Annotated in this window: 7 protein-coding genes; 1 reads left to right on the forward strand and 6 read right to left on the reverse strand. The window is 42.6% G+C overall.

What is annotated here, in order from left to right; genetic code table 11:
• Positions 1 to 214: 214 nt before the first annotated feature.
• The 4 genes from LD39_RS12130 to citZ form a co-directional block, all read right to left on the reverse strand.
• Positions 215 to 691 carry a MaoC/PaaZ C-terminal domain-containing protein gene (locus tag LD39_RS12130; RefSeq protein ID WP_035546872.1) on the reverse strand — a complete coding sequence of 159 codons (477 nt, stop codon included), beginning with the start codon at positions 689 to 691 and terminating at the stop codon, positions 215 to 217.
• Positions 692 to 768: 77 nt separating this feature from the next.
• Positions 769 to 1707 (reverse strand): malate dehydrogenase, encoded by a 939-nt coding sequence (gene mdh, locus LD39_RS12135; protein WP_035546874.1) that lies wholly within the window; start codon positions 1705 to 1707, stop codon positions 769 to 771.
• Between the two features lie 22 nt (positions 1708 to 1729).
• Positions 1730 to 3004: an NADP-dependent isocitrate dehydrogenase gene (icd, locus tag LD39_RS12140; protein ID WP_035546877.1), complete on the reverse strand. Its 1275-nt coding sequence runs from the start codon at positions 3002 to 3004 to the stop codon at positions 1730 to 1732.
• Positions 3005 to 3122: 118 nt separating this feature from the next.
• Positions 3123 to 4238, reverse strand: coding sequence for a citrate synthase (gene citZ, locus LD39_RS12145; RefSeq protein ID WP_035546880.1), 1116 nt, complete (start codon positions 4236 to 4238; stop codon positions 3123 to 3125).
• 419 nt (positions 4239 to 4657) lie between these two features.
• Between citZ and ytvI the strand changes: the two genes are divergently transcribed.
• Positions 4658 to 5773, forward strand: coding sequence for a sporulation integral membrane protein YtvI (ytvI, locus tag LD39_RS12150; RefSeq protein ID WP_035546883.1), 1116 nt, complete (start codon positions 4658 to 4660; stop codon positions 5771 to 5773).
• A gap of 33 nt (positions 5774 to 5806) precedes the next feature.
• Here the strand turns inward: ytvI and LD39_RS12155 are convergent, their stop codons facing one another.
• Positions 5807 to 6199, reverse strand: a complete 393-nt coding sequence (locus tag LD39_RS12155; protein WP_035546886.1) for an FxsA family protein — start codon at positions 6197 to 6199, stop codon at positions 5807 to 5809.
• Positions 6200 to 6324: 125 nt separating this feature from the next.
• Positions 6325 to 7040 (reverse strand): pyruvate kinase alpha/beta domain-containing protein (locus LD39_RS12160; RefSeq protein WP_035546889.1); only part of this gene is annotated, 716 nt, incomplete at its 5' end.

A 7040-nucleotide genomic window follows, 5' to 3' on the forward strand; every position in this document is an offset into this window, starting at 1 on the left:
CTTGCCATTATGGGGGAGGGGAAAACGGTGAAACTCCTATGGGATGAACATATTAGGTGAGACCCCGGAAGACCAAGTCTGAGGAGGCTCAGCACATGCCCACGGAAAGCGAGCCGTTTTCCCGTTTACCATCATTGATATAAAAGCCTCGATACTGTGTCTTCAGGATAAGGAGGCTTATATCTAATCAGTGTGTCCTTAGGATCACTAGTAATTAATAGAAGTTTTCCAAGGAAGTAGCATTCATCGAAGCTGGTTCGAATGGAGGCTGAACGGTCAAGTGACCTTTTACTACTTCGTCTCCTTCCTCATCATAACCAATGACATGTAAAGTAAGGAGATGATCCTCATTGTTAATATCTGTAACCTCTACATTGAAGCGAACTTCTGCATAATGATACACCGGTTTAGGATAGTTTAATTCTTGATGTATAATATGACTCCCCGGTCCCGGCAAGTGCATAGATACTATGGATGAAACCATCCCAAATACCATCACTGTTGGAACGATTGGACGTTTATAAGGGGTTTGTGAAGCGTAATCATGCTGGATGTATAAAGGATTGGCGTCATCTGTTAGACCCAAGTACATAAGCAAGTCACGGTCTTCGATTGTTGATGAAGTAGTGAATGTTTCCCCTACTTTCATGTCCTTGATCTTTTTCCCTAGTTTGCGTTTTTTCCCTAACATAAACCTACCTCCGTGAAAGCGTTTTCTCAACTGGTTAAAAAAGGATCCGAGGTTCAATCCTCGAATCCCTTCACTAACTATTGTAATACATTTAGGACATTTTTAACAGAGTCAGCTGATTTATCAAGCTGTTTCTTTTCTTCTTCAGTCAATTCTAGCTCGATGACTTCTTCTATACCGTTTCCTCCAAGAATTGTCGGTACTCCAAGATAAATACCTTCATATCCATATTCACCTTCAAGGTACGCAATAGCTGGCAAAATGCGGCGTTGATCTTTTAAGATCGCTTCAGCCATCTGGACAAGGGAAGCGGCAGGCGCATAATACGCACTACCATTACCTAATAGACCGACGATTTCGCCTCCGCCTTTACGCGTGCGTTCGACAATTGCATCGAGACGGTCTTTTGAAATCAATTTCTCGAGCGGAATTCCACCAGCAAAAGAGTAACGAGTCAGTGGGACCATGTCGTCACCGTGACCACCCAGAACGAATCCAGTAACATCCTTAATGGATACATTCAGTTCTTCTGCTAAGAACGTGCGGAAGCGGGCTGTATCCAGGACACCTGATTGACCAATGACTCGATTCTTTGGTAGTCCTGCCTCTTGGAATACGCTGTAAGTCATAGCATCAACTGGGTTAGTCAGTACGATGATATAGCAATCTGGAGAATATTTGACGATTTCCTTCGTCACACTTTTCATGATCTTAGAGTTGGTGTTCACAAGATCGTCACGGCTCATTCCAGGCTTACGAGCGATGCCTGCCGTAATGATAACCAGATCAGAATCTTTCGTGTCTTCGTAATTGGAAGTTCCTTTCACATGTGCATCAAAGCCTTGAACAGGGCTGGCTTCCAACATGTCTAACGCTTTACCTTTGGTTGGATCTTCCATATCGGGAATATCCACAAGTACTACGTCACCAAGCTCTTTTTGAGCAGCCATAAGAGCTGTTGTGGCACCAGTAAAACCGGCACCGATCACTGAAATTTTATTTCTGCGAATCGCCATAATGATCCCCTTTCCCTATTACTTAGTCCATGTTTTTAATTAGAGCATCTCCGAATTCGGAACACTTCACTTCAGTCGCGCCTTCCATCATACGAGCAAAGTCATAGGTTACAGTTTTGCTGCCGATCGTCTTATCCATAGATTTAGAAATTAAATCAGCTGCTTCTCTCCAGCCTAAGTGTTCAAGCATTAGTACACCAGAAAGAATGACAGATGAAGGATTTACTTTATCCATTCCTGCATATTTAGGTGCGGTACCGTGAGTAGCTTCAAAAATTGCATGACCAGTTTCAAAGTTAATATTTGCTCCTGGCGCAATTCCAATTCCACCTACTTGAGCGGCAAGGGCATCAGAGATGTAGTCTCCGTTTAGGTTCATTGTTGCGACAACGTCGAATTCTTTCGGACGTGTCAGGATCTGCTGTAAGAAGATATCTGCAATCGCATCTTTTACGATGATTTTGCCTTCTGCCTCTGCAGCGTCCTGAGCTTTGTTCGCGGCTTCTTTACCTTCTTTTTCTACGATACGATCGTATTCAGCCCAAGTGAATACTTTATCCGCATATTCTTCTTCAGCCACTTCATACCCCCATGCTTTGAAGGCACCTTCAGTGAACTTCATAATGTTTCCTTTATGAACCAATGTGACGTTTTTACGGCCTTCGTTCAAGGCGTAATCAATCGCCGCACGGACAAGACGCTTCGTTCCTTCTTCAGAAACAGGCTTAATACCGATTCCAGAAGTTTCGGGGAAGCGGATGTTATGTACACCCATTTCGTTTTGTAAAAAGTCGATGACTTTCTTCACTTCTGGTGTGCCTTTCTGCCATTCGATACCTGCATAAATATCTTCTGTATTTTCACGGAAGATAGCCATGTCTGTATCTTCAGGTCGTTTAACCGGGGAAGGTACACCTTCGAAATAACGTACTGGGCGAAGACAAGTGAACAAATCAAGCTCCTGACGAAGAGCAACGTTCAAGGAACGGATACCTCCACCAATCGGAGTCGTCAAAGGACCTTTGATTGCAATTTTGTATTCGCGGATCGTATCCAGAGTAGCTTCAGGCAGCCATTCACCTGTTTGGTCATAAGCTTTCTGACCAGCTAATACCTCTTTCCACTCGATGGATTTTTCACCATTATAGGCTTTATCTACAGCTGCTTCGATTACTCGACTCGCCGCTGCCCAAATATCTGGTCCAATTCCGTCACCTTCGATGAAAGGAATGACTGGACGATTAGGTGTATTCAGTTCTCCGTTTTTTTCTACTGTAATTTTCTCTGCTTGAGTCAAAATTAACCCTCCTAAAATTGTAATTGCATTTTTTAAGGGATGGATCATCCTCTTCTATCATACGTTAAATTATATAGAATAAAAAGTGAAGAGGACGCCTGTCTCCATCAAAGGCTTCTTAACGTTCTTCGATTGGGGTATATGTTTGGCCTTTAGGTCCTACGTATTCTGCACGAGGACGAATCAGACGGTTATCTGCATACTGCTCAAGGATATGGGCTAACCATCCAGATACACGGCTTACTGCAAATATCGGTGTAAAGATATCGTGATCGATTCCAAGACTGTGATAGACGGATGCAGAATAGAAGTCTACGTTTGCAGGAAGACCTTTATTCTCTTTAATATATCCCTCAATCTTAATAGACATTTCATAGTACTTGGATTGACCCGTCAATTCAGTCAGTTGACGTGACATTTCCTTCAAGTGCTTAGCACGTGGGTCACCTTTACGATAGACGCGGTGCCCCATACCCATGATCTTTTCCTTATTTTCAAGTTTTTTCTCAATTGCTGGGATGGCATTTTCGACAGAGCCGATTTCTGTCAGCATCTTCATGACACGTTCATTGGCTCCACCGTGGAGTGGTCCTTTCAACGCGCCAATGGCAGCAGTTACACCAGAATAGATATCAGACAAGGTCGCTACACATACACGTGCTGTAAATGTAGATGCGTTCAGTTCATGGTCTGCATGGAGAACGAGTGCTTTATTGAATGCTTTTTCCTCTGTTGGCTCAGGATCTTTTCCATTCAACATGTAAAGGAAATTCGCTGCGAAGCTTAGATCTTCTTTAGGTGATACAGGATCTTCTCCATTACGGATACGTGCGAATGCTGTAACGACCGTAGGGATCTTCGCCTGCAAACGAATCGCCTTGCGCTTGTTTGCATCTTCTTCCATGACATCTGACTCGGGATCATGAAGACCCAGCATAGATACTGCTGTTCTTAAAGCAGCCATCGGGTGAACAGTAGAAAGATCATAAGATTTTAAATGATCGATCACTTCACTAGGGATGTCCATATTAGAGATTAAATCTGATTTGAATTGATTTAATTCATCTTGTGTTGGAAGCTTCTGATTCCAAAGAAGGTAGACAACTTCTTCAAAGCTTGAGTTATTTGCTAAATCATCGATATCGTATCCAACATACGTTAATTTATCGTCAATTATTGAGCTGATCGATGACTCAGTTGCTGTAATTCCTTCAAGACCTTTAGTTGATGACATACAATCTCTCCTTTTGAAATAATTCCAATGTTTTCTCACCCAATCGGCGCGAAAACGCTTTACTTTTTGTGTATGAAATAATTAGGAAGTGAACCCCACAGACAATTATAAAGTATTCTGAAGAGAATGTGAATTGAAACCGGTTAATTTCACTGTTAAATATCAAATTTCTCTAGCTTTTCATGACTTATTTTGCAAAGAAATAGACAAACGCGCACTCGTAAAAGCGTACTTTTCGCTAATTTTTTTATTTCAGTTCTGTGAAATATTATTTTTTTCACTAAAAAGGAATACGCTCCCCAGTTGAATGCGCCGGTCAAGATTTCTCGCAAGCCTCCCTGTTGTGTGGGTCTTGTCCACCAGTTATTCTGCCGTATCTGGCAGTGTCCTTTTTATCAACAAAAAAGGAGATTTTTCACATGGACAATCTTCATCTGCAACAATTTATCCGCTTCGTTCTAGTTCTCGTATCCATTTTTCTACTTATTTTCGCTTTCATTCAGTCTTTGCCGTATCTTTTCCCATTTTACATAGCGTTTTTCATTTCCTGGACTATTCAACCTTTTATAAAGTTAATCGAAAACAGATTTCGCCTCCCCCGACTTTTCGCTGTTTTATTTATCATGGGATTGCTAGGCTTATTATCTCTATCAATCCTCACCCTTGCTATTGCAGAATTCATAAAAGGGGTCGCTCATCTATCCCATGGTCTTCCTGTTCATTTAGAACAGCTGATAGCTTATACGATGGATCGAGCGACAGAACTTTTCACCCCCCTTATTTCTAAAGTTGAGACGATCATCGGTCGGTTAAATCACCAGCAGCAGCACTCTCTCTTCGACTATCTGGAAGTGCTTAAAGTAAAAGCAAGCCATACAGGTGCAGACCTTTTAAATAACATTTTTACCGGGATAACCTCACTGCTGGCTAGCCTGCCTGGTTCTTTGACAACGGTGCTTATTGGTGTACTCGCTACGTTTTTCATAGCAAAAGATTGGGACTTGATCATCATTTGGATATCTAAGATCATCCCCCATGCCGTTTACGTAAAGGCAAGGACATTCCCTAGTGCCATTAAACAAACTATAGGCGGCATACTGAAGGCACAAATGCTAATGGTCACCGTTTCCACCATTATCATCGGGATCGGGTTAAGCTTCCTCCACGTCTCATATGCTTTGACCATTACATTCTTTGCAGCTTTAGTGGATTTCATTCCTTATATCGGAACAGGGATCATTTTCCTCCCGTGGATAATATTTCAATTCTTGAGCGGAGAATTCGAAATGGCCATTGCCCTCGCTGTCCTATACATGATTGTCGTGATTACCCGTCAAGTATTAGAGCCAAAATTATTATCGGTACAGTTCGGCGTTCCACCTATTTTGTTGCTCATCAGTCTGTTTGCCGGGTTCCAATTATTCGGTATGTACGGGATTATTCTTAGTCCCTTTCTCCTTGTCGTCATTAAAACGCTTCATGAGAGTGGCATTTTAGGAATGGTCTGGTTTTTCATTAAAGGAAAAGAAGAATAGGATCCCTCCAAATTGAAAGAAGGATCCTATTTGTCATCTTCGATAGATTGTCACCGAACCTTTATTCATCATTTTCGTAATCGTCTTTCTTATGATTCGTTTGAAAGGGGATCTCGTAGCAGGTACGAGCAGCAAAAACCCGACAGCGTCCGTAATGAATCCGGGGGTGAGGAGAACTGCTCCCCCTACCAATATACAAGCTCCATCTAACAAAGCATCTTGAGGAACTTGTCCCACTGACATGGAATTTTGTACGTTTCTTATCGTTTCTAAGCCTTGTTGCTTAGCTAACCAAGCCCCAAGTACTCCTGTAGATATAATTAGTAAGATGACCCACCATGGGCCTACAAGGTTACCTGCCCAGATGAGCAATCCAATCTCAAGTGCTGGTACGATCAAGATAAACAGTAATAACCAGCGAAACATAGGATCGTTCCTTTCTAAATCTATTTTCCTTAGTATAACTCGAAACAGCAGCGATATAAAGAAAAGTAAGTTAAAGAAGATGTAAAAAAGACAGGAAAGTGGGTACTTCCCTGTCTGAAATCCTATTATAGAACACTAGCATGACCTTCGTAGATATCTCCGCGAGAACTGTCGATCGTAATGTCTGCCCCATCTTCAATGATGGTCATTGCATCTTGGACACCGACGACAACTGGAATACCCATACTCAAACCAACCACAGCAGCATGGGAAGTCAAACCTGCTTCAATCGTTACAATACCGGCTGCTTTCTCGATCGCCGGCATCATATCGCGATCCGTGCCGTGAGTGACGATGATATCGCCATCTTCGACTCTGTTAATTGCATCTTTAGCATCCTTAGCAACGATCGCACGGCCGAAGGCACTCTTTTGACCAACACCTTGCCCTTTCACAAGAACATCACCGATCACGTGAACTTTCATCAAGTTCGTCGTTCCGCTCTCACCAACAGGAACGCCACCTGTAATGATGATGCGATCTCCGCGTGATGCCAATCCAGAAGCAAGGCTTCGCTCGACAGCTACATCCAACATGTCATCTGTGGAATAAGCACGAGGTCCCATGACAGCATATACTCCCCATACTAGAGAAAGTTTACGATTCACTTTTTCACTAGAAGTAATCGCTACAATCGGAGCTCTCGGACGATACTTGGAAATCATACGAGCCGTGTGGCCACTTTCTGTAGGGGTAACGACAGCATTAACGTCCAGGTTAATTGCCGTGTGAGTAACGGATTGACTGATCGCATCCGTGATTGTCATGTCGCTATGCTTGG

Origin of the sequence: Halobacillus sp. BBL2006 (assembly GCF_000786645.1) — a bacterium.
GTDB lineage: Bacteria > Bacillota > Bacilli > Bacillales > Halobacillaceae > Halobacillus.